General features: G+C 60.5%; 19 protein-coding genes. 7 read left to right on the top strand and 12 right to left on the bottom strand.

Annotated elements, in window-relative coordinates:
- Entirely contained in the window at positions 1-1581 is a 1581-nt protein-coding gene (locus NCHOL11_RS05075) for a peptide MFS transporter (protein WP_097091346.1), read from the bottom strand.
- A 107-nt stretch (positions 1582-1688) separates the two neighbouring features.
- On the opposite strand from NCHOL11_RS05075, the gene NCHOL11_RS05070 reads away from it, so the two are divergent.
- Positions 1689-2267, top strand: a complete 579-nt coding sequence (locus tag NCHOL11_RS05070; protein ID WP_097091345.1) for a nitroreductase family protein — start codon at positions 1689-1691, stop codon at positions 2265-2267.
- 72 nt (positions 2268-2339) lie between these two features.
- Positions 2340-2684: a GntR family transcriptional regulator gene (locus tag NCHOL11_RS05065; protein WP_097091344.1), complete on the top strand. Its 345-nt coding sequence runs from the start codon at positions 2340-2342 to the stop codon at positions 2682-2684.
- Positions 2685-2715: 31 nt separating this feature from the next.
- Here the strand turns inward: NCHOL11_RS05065 and NCHOL11_RS05060 are convergent, their stop codons facing one another.
- The 6 genes from NCHOL11_RS05060 to NCHOL11_RS18000 all read right to left on the bottom strand — a co-directional run bounded on the left by NCHOL11_RS05060 (position 2716) and on the right by NCHOL11_RS18000 (position 6686).
- Positions 2716-4104 carry a TIGR03013 family XrtA/PEP-CTERM system glycosyltransferase gene (locus tag NCHOL11_RS05060; protein WP_097091343.1) on the bottom strand — a complete coding sequence of 463 codons (1389 nt, stop codon included), beginning with the start codon at positions 4102-4104 and terminating at the stop codon, positions 2716-2718.
- A gap of 177 nt (positions 4105-4281) precedes the next feature.
- On the bottom strand, positions 4282-4554 hold the full coding sequence (locus NCHOL11_RS05055) for a hypothetical protein (protein ID WP_369680234.1): 273 nt from the start codon (positions 4552-4554) through the stop codon (positions 4282-4284).
- Between the two features lie 51 nt (positions 4555-4605).
- Entirely contained in the window at positions 4606-5274 is a 669-nt protein-coding gene (locus NCHOL11_RS05050) for a sigma-70 family RNA polymerase sigma factor (RefSeq protein ID WP_097091341.1), read from the bottom strand.
- Positions 5275-5381: 107 nt separating this feature from the next.
- The gene (locus NCHOL11_RS18145) at positions 5382-5522 is read right to left on the bottom strand and encodes a hypothetical protein (RefSeq protein WP_176502184.1); all 141 of its coding nucleotides are present in this window, start codon (positions 5520-5522) and stop codon (positions 5382-5384) included.
- Positions 5523-5617: 95 nt separating this feature from the next.
- On the bottom strand, positions 5618-6412 hold the full coding sequence (locus NCHOL11_RS05045; protein WP_097091340.1) for a response regulator: 795 nt from the start codon (positions 6410-6412) through the stop codon (positions 5618-5620).
- Between the two features lie 37 nt (positions 6413-6449).
- Positions 6450-6686: a hypothetical protein gene (locus tag NCHOL11_RS18000; RefSeq protein WP_141397810.1), complete on the bottom strand. Its 237-nt coding sequence runs from the start codon at positions 6684-6686 to the stop codon at positions 6450-6452.
- A gap of 24 nt (positions 6687-6710) precedes the next feature.
- On the opposite strand from NCHOL11_RS18000, the gene NCHOL11_RS05040 reads away from it, so the two are divergent.
- Both NCHOL11_RS05040 and NCHOL11_RS05030 read left to right on the top strand, forming a co-directional pair.
- A complete protein-coding gene (locus NCHOL11_RS05040) occupies positions 6711-6935 on the top strand; it encodes a NepR family anti-sigma factor (RefSeq protein WP_141397809.1) in 225 nt (74 codons plus the stop codon).
- 195 nt (positions 6936-7130) lie between these two features.
- Positions 7131-8681 carry a sensor histidine kinase gene (locus tag NCHOL11_RS05030; protein ID WP_255254719.1) on the top strand — a complete coding sequence of 517 codons (1551 nt, stop codon included), beginning with the start codon at positions 7131-7133 and terminating at the stop codon, positions 8679-8681.
- Positions 8682-8684: 3 nt separating this feature from the next.
- Here NCHOL11_RS05030 and tgt read toward each other — a convergent pair whose 3' ends face one another.
- Entirely contained in the window at positions 8685-9815 is a 1131-nt protein-coding gene (tgt, locus tag NCHOL11_RS05025; RefSeq protein ID WP_097091337.1) for a tRNA guanosine(34) transglycosylase Tgt, read from the bottom strand.
- Positions 9816-9879: 64 nt separating this feature from the next.
- Entirely contained in the window at positions 9880-10059 is a 180-nt protein-coding gene (locus NCHOL11_RS05020) for a hypothetical protein (RefSeq protein WP_097091336.1), read from the bottom strand.
- 238 nt (positions 10060-10297) lie between these two features.
- Between NCHOL11_RS05020 and NCHOL11_RS05015 the strand changes: the two genes are divergently transcribed.
- Positions 10298-11254 carry a crotonase/enoyl-CoA hydratase family protein gene (locus tag NCHOL11_RS05015; RefSeq protein ID WP_097091335.1) on the top strand — a complete coding sequence of 319 codons (957 nt, stop codon included), beginning with the start codon at positions 10298-10300 and terminating at the stop codon, positions 11252-11254.
- A 4-nt stretch (positions 11255-11258) separates the two neighbouring features.
- Here NCHOL11_RS05015 and NCHOL11_RS05010 read toward each other — a convergent pair whose 3' ends face one another.
- The 3 genes from NCHOL11_RS05010 to groES form a co-directional block, all read right to left on the bottom strand.
- Complete coding sequence (locus NCHOL11_RS05010; protein WP_255254718.1) at positions 11259-13250, bottom strand: putative bifunctional diguanylate cyclase/phosphodiesterase; 1992 nt, start codon at positions 13248-13250, stop codon at positions 11259-11261.
- A gap of 310 nt (positions 13251-13560) precedes the next feature.
- Entirely contained in the window at positions 13561-15207 is a 1647-nt protein-coding gene (gene groL, locus NCHOL11_RS05005) for a chaperonin GroEL (protein WP_097091333.1), read from the bottom strand.
- Positions 15208-15337: 130 nt separating this feature from the next.
- The gene (gene groES / locus NCHOL11_RS05000; RefSeq protein ID WP_022681207.1) at positions 15338-15625 is read right to left on the bottom strand and encodes a co-chaperone GroES; all 288 of its coding nucleotides are present in this window, start codon (positions 15623-15625) and stop codon (positions 15338-15340) included.
- Between the two features lie 389 nt (positions 15626-16014).
- Between groES and NCHOL11_RS04995 the strand changes: the two genes are divergently transcribed.
- Positions 16015-16440: a universal stress protein gene (locus NCHOL11_RS04995; protein WP_097091332.1), complete on the top strand. Its 426-nt coding sequence runs from the start codon at positions 16015-16017 to the stop codon at positions 16438-16440.
- Positions 16441-16534: 94 nt separating this feature from the next.
- Complete coding sequence (yghU, locus tag NCHOL11_RS04990) at positions 16535-17407, top strand: glutathione-dependent disulfide-bond oxidoreductase (protein ID WP_097091331.1); 873 nt, start codon at positions 16535-16537, stop codon at positions 17405-17407.
- Positions 17408-17482 lie beyond the last annotated feature (75 nt).

Here is a 17482-nt window from a genome sequence, read left to right as displayed (position 1 = left end):
TCAGGCGGGCTTGTCTTCCACCCGATCGGCGATGGCGAAGCTGTCACGCTGCGCTCCTGCTTCCGCGCCTTCTTCTCCGCTCAGTTCCCCGGCGTGCATCAGCCTCTTCACGAACGGTGCAACGGCGATGACGAAAATGCCGATGCCGATCGACCACCAACCGATATTGCCATAGACCGCCAGCACCGCGTCGCGCGACGCCGCGCCATCAGAGCCGCCGGTTGCCCCAGCGATCATCCCGGCAACATATTCGCCGAGCGCCATGGCGAGGAACCATATCCCCATGATCAGGCCGATCATCCGGGAGGGCGCCAGTTTCGACATGGCCGACAGCCCTACAGGGGACAGGCACAGCTCTCCCAGAGTGTGACAGAGATAAAGAAGGAAGATGAACAGGATGGGCGTCAGTGTCCCCGGTGCGCCTGTGCCTGCGACGAGTATCAGGAAGCCCGCGCCGACCAATATGAGCGCCAGCCCGAACTTGGCCGGGGTAGACGGCTCCCGCCCCCGCTTCGCCAGAGCAATCCACAGCGCCGCGAAGACGGGGCCGAAGATCAGGATGTAAGCCGCATTCACCGACTGGAACATCGATGCAGGCACATCAAAGCCAAGGATGTTCCTGTCGGTATAGCGTGCCGTAAAGAGGCTGAGCGACGATCCGGTCTGCTCATAAAGGCCCCAGAAAAGCGGGTTTATGAAGAGCAGGAACAGGGCAGCCAGCATACGGTCCCGCCCTATCCGATCCATGCGCCCGAACGCTTCCCACAATATATAAAGCACCATAAGGACGCTCGCGCCCGCCAGCATCCATCCCACTACCGCGTGCTGCTGAATCAACAGCCAGCAAAGCAGGATGGCCAGGAGGCTCGACAGGTAGACGAGCCATTCGCGGCTGATCACACCGCCGACCCGCTCGGCAAGCCGCGCTGGATCGGGCGGTTCTCCCTTGCCCTGCAACAACGGCTTGCACAGCAGGAAGCCGATAACGCCTGCGATCATCCCGACAGACGCAGCACCGAAGCCCCAATGCCAACCCCAGCGCTGGCCAAGATAACCGCAGATCAGCGGCCCGATGGTCGCGCCAACGTTGATGCCCATGTAGAAGATCGTATAAGCCGGGTCGCGGCGCATATCGTCGCGGGGATAAAGCTGCCCCACCATGGCCGACACGCTGGCTTTCAAAAATCCCGTGCCGACGATGACCGTCGCCAGTCCCAACCAGAACAGGCCAAGGCCCATCGCATCAGCTGAACCGTCCGCTTCCAGCCCAAGAATGATGTGCCCGGCGGCGATCACTATCCCGCCGAACAATACCGCCTTGCGCTGCCCCAGATAGCGGTCGGCCAGATAGCCCCCCATCAACGGCGAGATGTAGATCAGCGACATGTAGGCGCCATAGGAATGAGCGGCGTCGCGATCCGAAAACAGGAAATGCTGCGTGAGATAGAAGATCAGCAGCGCGCGCATTCCGTAGAAGGAGAAGCGTTCCCACATCTCGACGAAGAACAGAAGGAAAAGACCGCGCGGGTGGCCCAGCCATGTCTTTCCCGATGGGAGTGTCGTAGGAGATGCGGTCGCCATCTGTTTCCCATCGGGCTTGGATGCTGCCGAGCCTAGATCGGAAATCCCGCCTGTGTCAAAGCAGGCCCCACTTGCGCCCCGCGCCCAGCCGCGCCATTTGAAGCGCCATGTTCAATGACGCCACCACGCCTCTCTCGCTCCTGCGCACGCGCCGTTCCGGCAAGCCCCGCGACCTGATCGCTCCTGGCCCGGATGCTGGACAGTTGCGCGAGATCCTGGAGATCGCCCTTCGTACGCCTGACCATGGGAAGCTGGCGCCCTGGCGGTTCGTGGTCGTTCCGGATGAGAAGCGCGAAGCCTTCGCCGCCCTGCTCGAAAGCGCTTACAGGCGTGAGAAGCCGGACGCGGGACGGCTCGAATTGGAATCCATGCGGCAATTCGCGCTTCAGGCTCCCGCCTTGGTCGTTGCTCTCTCCGCGCCGGTAGAGGGGAGCAAGATCCCAGCGTGGGAGCAGCAATTGTCGGCGGGCGCCGCAATCATGAATCTACTGCATGCCAGCCATGCCCTGGGCTTTGCGGCAGGGTGGCTGACCGGATGGCCAGCTTATAACGAAGATGTCCGGCAGGCTTTCGCGGTGGGCGCAGAACGGCTGGCTGGCTTCATTTTCATCGGTACGCCTGGGCGTCCACAGGAAGAACGGCCGCGCCCCGCCTATGAGCAGATAGTTTCCATTTGGGACAAGTAGATAGGTCGGAACGACTGCGTCCATCGGTCGGTCACCTTGTCCGCATCGCTGTGTTATGGCACTGATGCACTCATGGCCGATGAGTCAAAGCCCGTCTATCTCCGGCTTCGCGATACCATCGCGGCCTCCATACTCGATGGCGATTATCGCGACGGCGACATGCTCCCTTCCGTCCGTGCTCTTGCTGCCCAGGAAGGCGCAAATCCGCTGACCGTCGCAAAAGCTTACCAATGTTTCCAGGACGACGGGCTAGTCCTGGTCAAGCGGGGCGTCGGGATGTTTGTGGCCGAAGGAGCCACCCGCCGCCTGCGTGAAGCGGAACGGCGTCGCTTCCTGGAAGAATGCTGGCCTCTTGTCGCCGACCAGATCAGGCGGCTTGGAATTTCGGCCGATGAACTGGGCCTTCGGCTAGCCTAACTCCGGCGCACGACTGGCCGGTCGCATCATCCTAGCGCGCGCCTTCCGGCCAAAGAATGACGCGCAAGGTCTGGATCAGGATCAGCAGGTCCAGGAAGGGCGTATAGTTCTTCGCATAATAAAGATCATATTCCAATTTGTTGCGGCTGTCCTCGATAGACGCGCCATAGGGATAGTTGATCTGAGCCCAACCCGTGATGCCGGGCTTCACCATATGGCGTTCGGCATAGTAGCGCAGGTGCTGCTCAAGATCCTCGACGAACTGGCGCCGTTCGGGGCGAGGGCCGACGAAGCTCATCTCGCCCTTCAGCACAGTCCATGTCTGCGGCAGTTCGTCGATGCGCAGCTTGCGGAGCCAGTAGCCCAGGCGCGTGATGCGCGGGTCGTCCTTTTCCGCCCAAACCGCCTGCCCGCTGATTTCAGCATCCTGCCGCATCGTGCGCAGCTTCACGATCCAGAATTCCTCGCCGAAAAGGCCCACGCGTTGTTGGCGGTAGAAGGCCGGACCTTTGCTGTCGAGCTTCACCAGGATCGCAGCGATCAGGATGATGGGGCCGGTCAGCAGCAGCAGGATCGAACTGGCGATGATGTCGAACAAGCGCTTGGCAATGCTGGACAGACGGCGGCCAGCGGAAAAACCATCGGAGAAGATCAGCCAGCTTGGGTTCACGCTATCAAGGTCAACGCGTCCCGTTTCGCGTTCGAGGAACGTCGAAATTTCGTTCACATGCACGCCGGTCGTCTTGATGCGCAGCAGGTCGGACAAGGGCAATGCGTTGCGCCTTTCCTCAAGCGCCAGAACGACCTCACTCGCACCCAGCCGGACCACAAAATCGGCGAGATTATAGATGGCGCTGCGGTTGATCGCTTCAGGGATGACCTGCGCGCCATCGTTCATCGCGATGTAGCCGACCACGAGAAAGCCGGAACCCTTGCGCTGTTCAAGCTCGCGGATGCGGTTAGCGCGATTGCCTGCGCCCAGTACGACGAGGCGCCGCTTGAACGCTTCCCCACCCAGCATCGAACCCAGCAGCAGCCTGACCGCAAGCAGCAACGTCACCGCCAGGCCCATCGCATAAAGGGAATTGGACCGCCAAAGCGTGAGGTCCGGCAGCACAAAATGCATGACGGAAAGGAATATGACGCCCAGCGAAATGGCAACGAGCAGGCGTGCCAAGGCAAAGCGGATCGACTGAAGCGCTTCAGTGCCATAGACGCCCACCGCGATCATCGCCGTTTGAATCGCCAGCGCGAAGCTTAGCAGCGGGGCAGCGCGGGTCGTGATCTCATCGACATCCATGCCGATCTGGCGCGCTCTCAATATCCATCCTGCTTCGGCCGCACCTAAAAGCAGGACAAGGTCAAGCAGGCCCAGCAGCAGGACGGCGTGCGGCACATAATGTTTGAAGAGCCTGATCATCAGTCGCGCGTATTTCTCGCTGCTACCCTTGAATTGGTAACCTTGTTGGAGTCGGATCAGCTCACCGCGGCTGCGAAGAACCGATCGTGCACGACTGTGAAGGAAATTCCCAAAGATTCTCTGAAGATGGCTCGGCGCAAAAGCAAAAGCGCGGTCAGGAGAGCAGGACTACAAGTTTCAATTTTGCCGCCGCAAGCTGCTCGCCGCATCATGCGCAGCGTTTTCGATGACCCGCGTGGCGCTGTCCGCCGATTCAGCGGCTTCCGTTATGACGCGGCTTTCCTTGTCCTCGCGTTCCTTGGTGAGGTAGAAGAAACCGATGGCCAGGATCAGGGCGATAGCTACCAGCGCGAAAATCACGCCGCTGCCGCGTGATTTTTCCGCCTGGATCATATCGTCCGGCCGCTCCTCGTCCTGAGGAGGGTCGCCTCTCCCTCCAACCTCAACCATCCTCCCTCTCCCATCGCCCTCCCCATCTGGGAAGGTTCGCAGGAACCGGTCTTAAACATCATTGGCATCCAGATCGGATTCCTGCCTGGTCTCGCGGCCCCGGCTGAGGCGGTCGACATCATCCATGATCTCGTCCAGCACAGCCGTGTCAGTCGTTTCCTGCGTCCGCCGTGACGGAAGGTCGCCGCTGTCGAGTATCTGCTCGAGCGCCGCGCGGCCGCGCGCGACGCGGCTCTTGATGGTGCCAACCGCTACGCCGCAAATCTCCGCCGCCTCTTCATAAGCGAAACCGCCAGCACCGACGAGGATCAGCGCTTCACGCTGAGGCTGAGGCAGTTGCAGCAGGGCGCGCTGCATGTCGGAAAGTTCGACATGCTTGTCCTGCCCTGCCGGAGCCGCGAGCAGGCGATCCGCGGTCAAGTCATCCCAATCGCCACGGAAGCGAGAGCGCCGCATCTGCGACAGATAATGGTTGCGCAGAATGATGAAAGTCCACGCACGCATGTTGGTTCCGGCCTGGAAACGGCCGCGCGCCGCCCATGCCTTCAACAGCGTTTCCTGGACGAGATCGTCCGCCACATCGCGATTACCGGAAAGCGATCGGCCGAAAGCGCGCAGATGCGGGATCACCGCAGCCAGCTCACGCTTGAAATCCGAATCGGAGAGCGACTGCCGCTCTACTTCCTGGTGCTCCGCCTCTTGGCCAAGCCCTTCGCTCATGGGAACAACCCTCTTACTGGCTGTCGCCCTCGCCTCATGAACCGAAGCCGTCAAAGCCATATTTGCGTCCGCATCCTATACTCATTGTTCAACGGAACCAATGATGTTTACCCGTAATAGCTCCACAGCACGATCAGCATGCCAATGATGACCAGCGGCAGCGATATGCCCAGAATGTACCGGACTATGTGTGGCGTCGATCCTGAGCGGGCGTCTTCGGTAGCAACGTGCTTTTCCTGTTCCGCCATTTAATACCTCCCGATCGTTACGCATCAATAACGCGGAGGCATGACTCGGGTTCCGCCGCTCCTTCAGTCTTTTGCGGCGGAACTCGTGCAGATCGTCAGGCCGGAGCCGTAGCTTCGTCAAAGAACAAGGCTTGCGAAATAGCCGCCTTGACGGTCGAACGCTGGAAGGGCTTCGTGATGAGGAAGGTCGGTTCAGGACGCTCACCGGTCAGCAGACGTTCTGGGAATGCGGTGATGAAGATCACGGGCACGGAAAATTCCGCGAGAATATCCTTCACGGCATCGATGCCGCTGGAATCGTCCGCGAGTTGAATGTCGGCGAGTACCAGGCCGGGACGCTCTGCCATCGCTTCACGAACCGCATCCTCGCGCGTTACGGCGATTGCAGTCACTTCATGGCCAAGGTCACGGACGATGGTTTCGATGTCCATCGCGATGATGGGTTCATCCTCGATGATCAAGACCTTCGCCCGCGTCTGAGCCTCGATCTCGCTGAGCGCCTCTTCCACAAGCGCCTCGACATCGGCGGCGTCAAGACCGATCAGGTAAGCGACGTCGTCGACCGTGAAACCTTCCAATGCCGTGAGCAACAAGGCTTGGCGAGGCAGCGGCGTCAATCGCGCAAGCCGCGCCTGCGCTACCGCTTCCTGCCCATCGCTGCCCGTCAGCACCGGACCATCTTCCAGATGGGAAGACGACCAGATCGCGTGAAACGTCTTGTAAAGACCAAGGCGAGGATCGACGTCAGACGGGAATTCTTCAGGCGCGGCCACGATCGCTTCCAGCGTCGCACGCACATAGGCGTCGCCATGCCCCTGGCTGCCCGTCAGGGCGCGGGCATAGCGGCGCAAGAAAGGAAGATGGGGGTGCAGTTGCTGTCCAAGCGACATCTGTAAATCTTCTCCCAGCCCATAGGGCGCATTGCTACTAAACATTCGCTGCGCGGAAGGATGGATTGCCAATGCCGATGTGGCAAGCCCCCGCCCCCTTTTCAGCCGCCCTGCGGACGGTGGCAAAAAATGCTCGGGGAGTGGAACCAACGAGAAAAAGATTTGTTTCACTGCCGTTCGGTTTTTTAACTGAAATCTGGATTTTGATGTAAAGCTCCGCTGGCGGTCGATTGACGTCACGCGGGAAAGCCGCAAAAGAAAAGCCGGTTGACATGGTAGCGTTGCAGAGGGGCGTATTTTGGTTGCTTCAACGACGGAACGGGATGTGAAGGGAGGGGACAGGAAAGATGTCGGCGCCAACACCCCGGATTCGGGCGTGACTGGCAACGCCTCCCGCAAGCGGCGCTCTGCCCCTGCCAAGGGGGATGGGAACGTCGCCAATGTGCTGCGCTCTGTATACCAGCGCGCCGTGGACGAAGACATTCCTGCCGAGATGCTCGACCTTCTTAGAAAGCTGGATTAAGCATCGGCCTTGAGGGTCGCCGAATTGGCGTGTCCCGGGCGGAGGGCAGATTGGTGCTTTTCGATACTGGCACAGGTGCGGAGCAAGGCGATTTGGCTTTGACTGAGATCGCTGAAATTCCTGATCCCGAACGGATCAACGCACATCTGATCATCGCATGAACGGGGCGGCTGCGTCCCAACCAGTTGATTGCTCATGCGCAACTTAAACAGCCTGATCCAGTCCACGGGCGTCAAGATGTTCCTCATCCTGACGCTGGCCCTTTTACCTCTGGGCCTTATTGCGCTTGTAGCTTCGCTTCAGGCGATCCGCACTTCCGATCTGGAGAAGGAAGCGCTGCTTCGTGTGTCTGTGACACAGAGCGCACGCAAGCTAACCGAAGATCTGGCTTCCGATCGAACCGCTTTGATGCTGACCGCCAACGCGCTGTCGACCGGCAGCGAAGGGCCGGAAATGTGTCAGCGGCTTTCCATTTTCCTGACCTCCCACGATCGGGAAGGCGGCCGCTACTACATCTACAATCGCGAAGGCGAGCGTATTTGCGGGTCTTCTCAGCCTGAACCGCGAGGACTCACGAAAACCGCTCGATTCCATGGCGCGCCAGCGATGCTGCTTCCGGCATCCGGCTATCTTGTCAGCCGCGTAGTCAGTGACAACAGGCAAGTCGTTGCGCTTGCCTATTATTCGCGTACGTATCTGGAAACGATAGCGAGCCCGACGACAGCCCTGCAAAACCGGCAGCTGAGCCTTCAGCAGGGCGATCACATCTTGGTGGTCAGCCAGCCGTCAAACGACTTGCACGGCAAAAGCACCAGTCTGTCGGCTCGGCTCGATCCGCCGGATATCCTGCTCACCATGACGCTGCGTGACCCGCCGGTGACGCTCGCGCGCATGCTTTCGCTGTTCCTGCCTCTCGTCATGTGGTTCGCGGCGGCGGCGATCGGATGGTTCGTCGTCAACCGGTTGCTGATCCGCCCGCTCGTCGTGCTGAGGCGTACGGTGGCCGCCTATCATCCCGGCGAAGTGCTGGAACCCATGCGCCGCATTCGTACCCCGGCGCAGGAGATCGTGGCGCTCGGCGAAACCTTCCGCGAAATCAGCGAAGATGTGGCGACCCATGAGGCCGAGATGGCGGAGGGGCTGGATACTCAGCGCAAACTGACGCGCGAAGTTCATCACCGCGTCAAGAACAACCTCCAGATCATCGCCAGCCTCATCAGCCTGCATGCCCGTGCCGCACATGAACCCGAAGCGGTCGAGGCCTATGCATCAATCCAGCGCCGCGTCGATGCCCTCTCAGTCGTGCACCGCAATCATTATGCGGAGCTGGAGGAGCATCGCGGTGTCGGGGTCCGCTCACTGGTGAGCGAGCTTTCCGCAAGCCTGCGGGGCACGGCTCCCGCGGAAGCACGGCGGTTCGGTATTCAGATCGACAGCGACAATCTTCATATCAGCCAGGATGTGGCCGTGCCGATCGCATTCCTGCTGACGGAATTGGTGGAGTTGGCGATGCTGTCCGATCCCCGGACGGGCATGCGCATATCCGTGCAGCTGGAACCGGGACGTGACGACCGGGCCGTGCTGCATCTGAGTTCCCCCGCGTTGCGCGGATCGGAGCTGATGAGCGCGCGGATCGAAGAACGATATGGGCGCGTACTGACAGGCCTTTCCCGTCAGCTGCGCGCGCCGCTCAACCATGATCCGGTCGCTGGCGATTATGCCATCGCGATCAATGTCATTCCCTGATTCTCAGACCCGCTGATAATCGCGGCGGAAGTCCGATGCGAAGGCTGCGAACCGGGCTTGTGCGATGCTGTCCCGTATCGCCTGCATCAGCGCCTGGTAGAAGTGGATATTGTGCTGCGTCATCAACATGGCGCCGAGCATTTCGCCAGATTTCACCAGATGATGCAGATAGGCGCGGCTCCACATCCCGCAGACCGGACAGGTGCAGCGGGGATCGAGCGGCGAAAGATCCTCGGCAAAACGCGCGTTGCGGATGTTGAGCGGGCCTGCCCAGGTGAAGGCCTGACCATTTCGGCCGCTGCGGGTCGGCAGGACACAATCGAACATGTCGATGCCGCGTTCGACAGCCCCGACGATGTCGTCGGGCTTGCCCACGCCCATCAGATAACGCGGCTTTTCGCTCGGCAGCATGCCGGGAGCGTAATCGAGGCATGCGAACATGGCCTCCTGCCCCTCCCCTACCGCCAGGCCGCCTACGGCATATCCGTCAAAACCGATTTCGGTCAGCTTCTGCGCAGAGATGCGCCTCAGATTTTCGTCGAGCGATCCCTGCTGAATGCCGAAAAGCGCCGCTCGTTCGGCATGCTGGCCACCGGCATTGAAGCCATCACGGGATCGCTTCGCCCAGCGCATGGATCGCTCCATGCTGTGCGCCGCCTCATCATGGGTGCAGCCGTTTTTCGTGCACTCGTCGAAGGCCATGACAATGTCGCTGTCGAGCAGACGCTGGATCTCCATCGAGCGTTCGGGCGTCAGCATGTGACGGGAACCGTCGATATGGCTGGCGAAGGCGACGCCATCCTCGCTCATTCTGGTGAGCGCGGACAGGCTCATGACCTGATAGCCGCCGCTGTCGGTCAGGATCGGCCGGTCCCAACCCATGAATCTGTGCAAGCCTCCCAGCCGAGCGACCCGCTCCGCGCCCGGACGAAGCATCAGATGATAGGTGTTGCCGAGGATGATATCAGCGCCGGTGGCGCGGACCTCCGCCGGGCGCATCGCCTTAACCGTGGCGGCGGTGCCAACCGGCATGAATGCAGGCGTCCGGATTTCGCCGCGGCGCATCTGAATCGCGCCCGTGCGGGCCTTGCCGTCGGTTGCGGCGATCGTGAAGGAAAAGCGGGATTGAGTCACGTTGCGCGCTCTAGAACATCGCACGGACAAGAGGGAACCGCTTTTTATCGATTGGCCGCCCGGATCAGCCCGCCTTGCGCAAACCGTCGAAGGCAACCACCGCGTCGATGTCAAAGCCCTTCACCCGGCGGTAATTGCCGATGAAGCAGAGGCAATCGGCAGCGATGTTGAGGCGCCAGCTTTTCCCCTCTTCATCATGAAGCAGGAGCGTCACAATCTGGGGATCGGTGCGATGTCTGTCCATGCACCATGTCATAATTAATAAAGGTTAACAAAGACCTGACAACCAAATCGCCTGAAACTTACTTAACGGCCTTTGTTGCATTAATGCAACGTTAACCATGGCAGGCGCGTCTTTTTGGCGACTTAGCAGCAACAGTACGCAATAAAAAGGGTTAACGAGGCGCCGATTGATCCACTGACGGTTGCATCGAAGGAACAATGTTGTTTTCCTCAGCATGGATCGAAATGCGGGGGCACAGATGATTGATTCCGGACGGTTTAATCCGGCACGCGATGAGGTGGAGGACGCTTCGCCAATGCACCTGCCTGTCGAAAACATTCACGCCGTTGCCGCTACGGATGCAGCGCTCCAGGCACGCGAAAGCGGACATTCGATGCTGTTCGACCTGGGACAGGTCGATGTCACTTTCGATGAACCGATCGACACCCTTTGGGCCTTCATGACCCCGGCGAATCGGCCGAACTATAATCTGCCGATGCTGCGCGACATCCGGCTTTGGCAGACAGAGGCGAAGCGGCTGTTCGACGAGGGTATATTGCCGCTCAAATATATGGTACTTGGTTCCCGCTTTCCCGGCGTCTTCAATCTGGGTGGAGACCTTGAGCTGTTCGCGGCGTGCATCGAGCGCGGCGACCTGCCCGGCCTGGTTAAATATGGTCATGCGTGCATCGATGTGGTTCATCGCGCATGGCGCAATGCCGACATGCCGCTCATCTCCATCGCCTTGGCGCAGGGCGATGCCTTGGGGGGCGGGTTTGAGGCTCTTCTTTGTTTCGATGTCGTCGTCGCGGAGCGAAGCGCCCGTTTCGGCCTTCCCGAAATGCTTTTCGGCCTTTTCCCCGGAATGGGGGCCTATTCCATCCTGGCGCGGAAGCTTGGACGCCGCATGGCAGAGCGCATGATCCTGTCCGGCAAGGTCTACACCGCCGAAGAAATGTACGACATGGGCGTCGTCACCATCCTTGCCGAGGATGGCGAAGGCGAGCAGGCCGTGCGTGACTATATCACCGGCAACCGTCCGCACCATGCCGGCCATGTCGGCGTCTTCGAAGCCGGACGCCGCGTCGATCCGCTCGATTATGCCGAGCTGAAGGACATCGTTGAAAATTGGGCGGCGACGGCGCTCAAGCTCGATCCGAAGGATCTGCGGATGATGCGGCGCCTTGCCTCGGCGCAGACACGGCTGACCAAGTAAGCGGTCAGGCTCGGCGGCGGTTCTGCATCAACGTGACGACGTTGCTTTTCTCACGTTTCATGTCGGCCATCATCGTGAGCAGATCTGCGGCAGGCATGGGGCGGCTTAGAACAAAGCCTTGCACATTGCTAAAGCCCAGCTCGCGCGCATAGCGTAGCTGTTCTTCCGTCTCGATGCCCTCTGCCACCGTCTCCACGTCAAGTGAGTGCGCCAGATATGCGACGGATTGGGCGATGGCGCGGTCGCGCCCTTCTTCGCCGACGCTTCGCATGAAGCTTTGATCGACCTTGAGCGTATCGAACGCATAATCACGCAGATAGCCGAGCGAGGAATAGCCTGTTCCGAAATCGTCCAAGGCAAGGCGTAGTCCAATACGCTGCAGCTCTGACAGGATCAGGCTGGTGCGGCCGCTATCTTCCAGGAAGATCGATTCGGTCACTTCAAGTTCGAGCCGCTTGGCTTTCAAGCCCGATCCCATGAGCGCAGCGATGACCGCGCGCGGAAGCCCGTCGCTCTTGATGAGCGCGGGCGAGATATTGACGGCGACGCGGACATGTTCCTCCCACTGCATCGCATCCCGGCACGCTTGTTCCAGCGCCCAGGCGGTTATCGGTTCGATGAGAGAGCAGCTTTCCGCCACCGGAATGAACTCGGCCGGCGAAATGCGGCCCATGGTGGGATGATCCCACCGCATCAGCGCTTCGCAGATGGCGATCTTGCCAGTGACCGTGTCGAATATCGGCTGGTAGTGCAACAAAAGTTCGCCATTTGCCATGGCGCTGCGAAGGCCCATCTCGAGCTCATAGGTACGATTTTGCCGCTCTTTCATGGCCCAGTCGAAATGGGCATGGCGGTTCCGTCCCGCACGCTTTGCCTGATACAGCGCCATATCGGCATGTTGCAGCAACTCTTCGCTGTCGCACCCATCTTCGGGCGCGACAGCGATGCCCATCGATGCCGTCACCGTCAGATGATAGCCGCTGACATCGAAGTCATGGCCGAACTCAGCCATCACATCGTGCGCAATCTCCCCGGCCACGGCGCGATCGGTCCCGGGGCATATCAGGATGAACTCATCTCCGCCGAAGCGAGCGACATGGCCGCGACCGTCCAGCGCGTGCGAAAGACGCGCCGCAACGGTGCAGAGCAGTTGATCGCCGATGATGTGCCCCAGCGAATCATTTATTTCCTTGAAGCGATCAAGATCCATCCAGAAGACGGCCATCGAATCCTGATCGGACCGGCGTTTGTCGAACAGTTCGCGCAACCGCATCTGCATCGCCATGCGGTTTTCCACGCCGGTCAAACTGTCGAACCGCGCCAGCCTCTCGAACTTGGTGGCCAGCTGCGATTTTTCGTAATTGCCCTGCAACGCTTCGACGACGATCCGGTGGGTCGTGCGGGTGATTTCCGCCATGGCGAAAATCATCAGGAACAACATCGTCGCCAGCACCCAATAGCCCAGCCCACCCGCGATGCAGAGGCCGAGCGAGGTCGGAAGCAGCGCAAAGCAGGTCTGGCCAACCGCGATATGCACGCGCCCGGCATTGCGTCCGGCGATGCCACCTGAATAGGCCGCGACAAGGCAGACGCTTAAAATATGCAGCGACGCGTCTCCGGTTAAGATGAGCGTCGAGAAAGCGAGCAGACCGAGCAATGCGGCATAGCCCCACGCGCCCAGTTCATAGGCCAGTCCCCAGGCTTGCTGCGTTGGCCCCTCATGATGAGCCAGTTGTCGCAGAAAGTAGACGGCAGAGATGGATCGGCTGACCGCGACCAGGAAAATCAAGGTCGCGATCGTCGTGATTTCGGCGCGGCCAGCATGATAGGCGACGACGAAGCTAAGCGCGCCGCCAGCCAAAGCGCCGATCATCAGTGATGCAGGTGACGCGTAGAGCGATTTGACAAGGCTGTCCTGCACCTCAGCGCTTTGCTGAGTATCGGGCGCAAGATGCGCGCGCAGTTTTGCGCTCCAATGATGGAAGAGGCACGACACGTCTCCGCCACCTTTGGCTAAACATGATTTCCATTTGGTAAATTTGGAAGGGGAAGATGCCCAAAATGGAGCTATCGGGTGGCCGCCCGATGGGGGTCGATAGTTCAGGTTTGGGCCGAGCTTTGCGCTTGAGATGCCGACTTCCGCTGGCATGACGGAGGCGGGGGGCGATCGGAGGCTGAAAATTTCTCCAGCCTACAATGGAAGGGCCGGTGGATTGCTCCCCGGCCCTTCCCTGTTCGCTTGAGCGAGGGACTTTGCCATCGCGATCGAACCACAGCCGGGCCGAAGCCCGACTGCTACGATCGCTTTAGAAGTCCATGCCGCCCATGCCACCCATGCCGCCGCCGGGCATGCCCATCGGCGCCTTGTCGTCGGCGGGCAGTTCAGCGATCGTCGCTTCGGTGGTGATCAGCAGGCCAGCGACCGAAGCCGCGTCCTGCAGAGCAGCGCGAACGACCTTGGTGGGATCGATGACGCCAGCGGCGACAAGGTTCTCATAGGTGTCGGTCGCGGCGTTGAAGCCCTTGGTCTCGTCATTTTCGCGCAGCAGGTTGCCAGCGACAACGGCGCCATCAACGCCCGCATTCTGGGCGATCTGGCGCAGCGGCGCTTCGATTGCCTTGCGGATGATGTCGATACCACGGGTCTGGTCGTCGTTGGCGCCCTTCAGGCCTTCGAGAGCCTTAGTCGCGTAGAGAAGAGCCGTACCACCACCGGGGACGATGCCTTCTTCAACGGCTGCGCGGGTTGCGTGCAGCGCGTCATCGACGCGGTCCTTGCGCTCCTTGACTTCGACTTCCGAAGCACCGCCGACCTTGATGACGGCCACGCCGCCAGCCAGCTTAGCGAGACGCTCCTGCAGCTTTTCGCGGTCGTAGTCGGACGTGGTCGTCTCGATCTGAGCGCGGATCTGCTCGGTGCGGCCCTTGATCGATTCGGCATCACCGGCGCCATCGACGATGGTGGTGTTGTCCTTGTCGATGGTGACGCGCTTGGCGGTGCCGAGCATGCCGAGCGTGACGTTCTCAAGCTTGATGCCGAGGTCTTCGGAGATGACTTCGCCCTTGGTGAGGACGGCGATGTCTTCCAGCATGGCCTTGCGGCGGTCACCGAAGCCAGGCGCCTTGACCGCAGCGACCTTCAGGCCACCGCGCAGCTTGTTGACGACCAGGGTCGCCAGCGCTTCGCCTTCGATGTCCTCAGCGATGATCAGGAGCGGACGGCCCGACTGCACCACGGCTTCGAGGATCGGCAGGATCGACTGCAGGTTCGACAGCTTCTTTTCGTGGATCAGGATGTAGGGGTCAGCGAGTTCGACCTGCATCTTTTCCGGGTTGGTGACGAAGTAGGGCGACAGGTAACCACGGTCGAACTGCATGCCTTCCACGACGTCCAGTTCGAAGTCGAGACCCTTGGCCTCTTCCACGGTGATCACGCCTTCCTTGCCGACGCGGTCCATGGCTTCGGCAATCTTCTGGCCGACTTCGACGTCGCCATTGGCCGAGATGATGCCGACCTGAGCGACTTCGTTCGAACCGGCGACCGGCTTCGAACGGGCCTTGACGTCCTCGATCACCTTGGAGACGGCGAGGTCGATGCCGCGCTTCAGGTCCATCGGGTTGATGCCGGCAGCAACCGACTTCATGCCTTCGCGAACGATGGCCTGAGCCAGAACGGTCGCGGTGGTGGTGCCGTCACCGGCGATGTCGTTGGTCTTCGAAGCGACTTCGCGGACCATCTGGGCGCCCATATTCTCGAACTTGTCCTTCAGTTCGATTTCCTTGGCGACGCTGACGCCGTCCTTGGTGATGCGGGGCGCGCCGAAGCTCTTGTCGATGACGACGTTGCGGCCCTTGGGGCCCAGGGTCACCTTGACCGCGTCGGCCAGGATGTCGACGCCGCGCAGGATGCGCTCACGAGCGTCACGCGAAAACTTTACGTCCTTCGCTGCCATGATCTTTTACCTCTCTTTGAGAATTGCAAATCTTGCGAAGTTCACACCGTTCTGAGTGGCTGAAATCCGCGGGAAATTGGAATAGCGGTCCGGTTCGCAGCTTTACGCAACGAACCCGAGCCCGTCGCCTTTAGGCGACAACGCCCAGGATGTCCGATTCCTTCATGATCAGCAGGTCTTCGCCGTCGACCTTCACTTCCGTGCCCGACCACTTGCCGAACAGGATGCGGTCACCAGCCTTGACGTCCAGCGGCGTCACCTTGCCATCTTCAGCCTTCGAGCCGGTGCCGACAGCGACGATTTCGCCTTCCTGCGGCTTTTCCTTGGCGGTGTCGGGGATGATGATGCCACCGGCCGTCTTCTCTTCCGCCTCTACGCGACGGACGAGAACGCGGTCATGCAACGGACGAAATGCCATGTTGAGTACCTTTCCCTCTTTTTGGGATTGGTCGGGCGGGCGATCGCGGGAAAATCCCCCAGCGAATCTGCCTGATGCCGTTCCTTCTCCCGTATGAACCAGTTGCTGTTAGCACTCCTGGTTAGAGAGTGCCAGCGCTGCGGAATATGGAGCGGTGAAAATAACCGTCAAGACAAGGAGGCATATTTTTTTAGGATTGAAGGCCCCTTCAGAGCCCGGCGGCGTTGTTGCGCCTGATCGACGGCTTTGTCACGCGCGGAGCGCCAGCTTGCGGGATTGTTGCGACTATCGCCTTGCCGTTGCCGGTGCGCGTTCTTTCATGTCGGCCGCATCCCCACCCTTCTGCCAACGTTGCCTTGGCTAGCAGACCGCAGAAACAGGAGCGAAGGATGCAGTTTTCCACGATCATCGTTGCGATAGACGTCAGCGATCCCGACAATGGCCGGGCGGCGTTGGCGCGGGCCAGCGCGATTGCAGGACCGCAGGGACGGCTGCGGCTGCTCTATGTCCGCTATCACCTGCCCTCCCGCTATTCAGACCTTTTGGCGGGCGATTTCGATGCGCGGGAACAGGAGGACGCTTTGGCGGCCATGCGACAATGGTGCGGCGATCTTGGCATCGGCGATGATCAGGTGGAAATAGCGACGCGGCGGGGCCGTGTTCGCGACGAAGTGCTGGCGGAGGCCGAACGGCAAGGCGCCGACCTGATCGTCATCGGATCGCATCAACCATCGCTATCCTCAAAGCTGCTGGGATCGAACGCGTCGGCCATCGTCCACCAGTCGCCTGTCAGCGTGCTGGTCGTGCGGGCATAGACCGGATCGGTAAAACGGGCGGGACGAGCGGTTGCGGCGCGCCGTTCAACTTCCTACCTGCGAGGCGACATCGCACCGTGGGAGAAATCGCCTAATGACCGACAGCTATACTCCGCCCCGGGTCTGGACATGGGACAAGGATAATGGTGGCGCCTTCGCCAACATCAATCGGCCGGTCGCAGGCGCTACCCATGACAAGGCGTTGCCGGTCGGCAAGCATCCATTGCAGCTCTACTCGCTGGGCACGCCCAACGGGCAGAAAGTGACGATCATGCTGGAGGAGCTGCTGGCGGCGGGTCATCACGGCGCGGAATATGACGCCTGGCTGATCAACATCGGCGAAGGCGACCAGTTCGGAAGCGGCTTTGTCTCCGTCAATCCGAACAGCAAGATCCCGGCGCTGATGGACCACAGCGTTTCGCCGCCCCAGCGGGTGTTCGAGTCGGGCGCGATCCTGGTCTATCTGGCCGAGAAGTTCGGCGCGTTCCTGCCTACCGAACCGGCCAAACGCACCGCGACCTTGTCATGGCTGTTCTGGCAGATAGGCAGCGCACCGTTGCTGGGCGGCGGCTTTGGCCATTTCTTCGCCTATGCGCCTGAAAAGATCGAATATGCCATCAACCGATACACGATGGAGGTGAAGCGGCAGTTCGACGTGCTGGACCGGCAGCTTGGCGAGAATGAATATGTCGCCGGGGATGAGTTCACGATCGCCGATATCGCGATTTGGCCATGGTATGGCGGGGTGGCGCTAGACCGCACCTATGTCGGCGCTGGCGAATTTCTGGACGTGCAGAGCTATGCCAATGTTCAGCGCTGGGCGAAGCAGGTGGATGCCCGGCCTGCGGTAAAGCGGGGCAGGATCGTCAATCGCGCCAATGGGCCGCTGGAAGAGCAGCTGCATGAGCGGCATGATGCGAGCGATTTCGATACCAAGACGCAGGACAAGGTTGAGGCGGCGGGTTGACTCCGACAGCATCCATTCTGTCACCCCAGCGAAAGCTGGGGTCTCCCTCGCCCTGCGCCCTACCCTCCTGAGATG

The organism is Novosphingobium sp. Chol11 (assembly GCF_900218065.1).
GTDB lineage: Bacteria > Pseudomonadota > Alphaproteobacteria > Sphingomonadales > Sphingomonadaceae > Sphingobium > Sphingobium agri.
This window is presented reverse-complemented; position numbering and strand designations above follow the sequence as displayed.

Coding starts and splice junctions, on each gene's coding strand:
- NCHOL11_RS05055 (WP_369680234.1), bottom strand. CDS start 4,554: ATGGTTGAGGTTGGAGGGAGAGGCGACCCTCCTCAGGACGAGGAGCGG.
- NCHOL11_RS05050 (WP_097091341.1), bottom strand. CDS start 5,274: ATGAGCGAAGGGCTTGGCCAAGAGGCGGAGCACCAGGAAGTAGAGCGG.
- NCHOL11_RS05070 (WP_097091345.1), top strand. CDS start 1,689: ATGTTCAATGACGCCACCACGCCTCTCTCGCTCCTGCGCACGCGCCGT.
- NCHOL11_RS05060 (WP_097091343.1), bottom strand. CDS start 4,104: ATGATCAGGCTCTTCAAACATTATGTGCCGCACGCCGTCCTGCTGCTG.
- NCHOL11_RS05015 (WP_097091335.1), top strand. CDS start 10,298: ATGATTGATTCCGGACGGTTTAATCCGGCACGCGATGAGGTGGAGGAC.
- groL (WP_097091333.1), bottom strand. CDS start 15,207: ATGGCAGCGAAGGACGTAAAGTTTTCGCGTGACGCTCGTGAGCGCATC.
- NCHOL11_RS05020 (WP_097091336.1), bottom strand. CDS start 10,059: ATGGACAGACATCGCACCGATCCCCAGATTGTGACGCTCCTGCTTCAT.
- groES (WP_022681207.1), bottom strand. CDS start 15,625: ATGGCATTTCGTCCGTTGCATGACCGCGTTCTCGTCCGTCGCGTAGAG.
- NCHOL11_RS18000 (WP_141397810.1), bottom strand. CDS start 6,686: ATGTCAACCGGCTTTTCTTTTGCGGCTTTCCCGCGTGACGTCAATCGA.
- NCHOL11_RS05045 (WP_097091340.1), bottom strand. CDS start 6,412: ATGTCGCTTGGACAGCAACTGCACCCCCATCTTCCTTTCTTGCGCCGC.
- NCHOL11_RS18145 (WP_176502184.1), bottom strand. CDS start 5,522: ATGGCGGAACAGGAAAAGCACGTTGCTACCGAAGACGCCCGCTCAGGA.
- NCHOL11_RS05075 (WP_097091346.1), bottom strand. CDS start 1,581: ATGGCGACCGCATCTCCTACGACACTCCCATCGGGAAAGACATGGCTG.
- NCHOL11_RS05030 (WP_255254719.1), top strand. CDS start 7,131: ATGCGCAACTTAAACAGCCTGATCCAGTCCACGGGCGTCAAGATGTTC.
- yghU (WP_097091331.1), top strand. CDS start 16,535: ATGACCGACAGCTATACTCCGCCCCGGGTCTGGACATGGGACAAGGAT.
- NCHOL11_RS04995 (WP_097091332.1), top strand. CDS start 16,015: ATGCAGTTTTCCACGATCATCGTTGCGATAGACGTCAGCGATCCCGAC.
- NCHOL11_RS05065 (WP_097091344.1), top strand. CDS start 2,340: ATGGCCGATGAGTCAAAGCCCGTCTATCTCCGGCTTCGCGATACCATC.